Consider the following 534-nt stretch of genomic DNA (forward strand, 5'->3'; position numbering starts at 1 on the left):
AAGGCGCCGTGGCGCGCCTGGTCGGGCCGGGCCGCGATGCCCGGGTGCGCGCGGAGGTGACGGACGCCGAGCTGCTGCACGCCGAGGCCGCGCCGCTGATCGCGCGCGACGCGCTGGTGAAGGTGCCGCTCTGGTGCGGCACGCCCTGCCTGCTCGCCCTCGGCGCGCGGGAGACAGCGGCGCTGCCGGCCCGGCAATCCGTGCAGACCCTGGCCTTCCTCGGCCGCGCCGTGGCGGCCGCGCTGGCGCGCTGAAGCTGAATGGGCGGGGCGGAGGCCCTCTCCGGCTGGCTCGCCACCCTGGCGCAGGAACGCCGCGCCAGCGACAACACGGTGGAGGCCTACCGGGCCGACCTGGCGCTGTTCCTGGCCTTCCTCGGCCGGCACCTGGGCGAGGAGCCGGACCTGGCCGCTCTCGCCGCGCTGCGCCCCGCCGACCTGCGCGCCTTCCTGGCCGAGCGCGCGCGGGAAGGCGACGGGAACGCCACGCGCGCGCGGCGCCTGGCCGCCATCCGTGGCTTCCTGCGGCATCTGG

General features: G+C 78.3%; 2 protein-coding genes. Both read left to right on the forward strand.

Annotation, left to right across the window (positions count from 1 at the left end; genetic code table 11):
* Positions 1–254, forward strand: a 254-nt coding sequence (locus OZN99_RS33325) for a hypothetical protein (protein ID WP_270939439.1), incomplete at its 5' end; no start/stop codon positions are given.
* 6 nt (positions 255–260) lie between these two features.
* Positions 261–534 (forward strand): site-specific integrase (locus OZN99_RS33330; RefSeq protein WP_270939440.1); only part of this gene is annotated, 274 nt, incomplete at its 3' end.

Origin of the sequence: Falsiroseomonas oryzae (assembly GCF_027856955.1) — a bacterium.
In the GTDB taxonomy this organism is placed as follows: domain Bacteria; phylum Pseudomonadota; class Alphaproteobacteria; order Acetobacterales; family Acetobacteraceae; genus Falsiroseomonas; species Falsiroseomonas oryzae.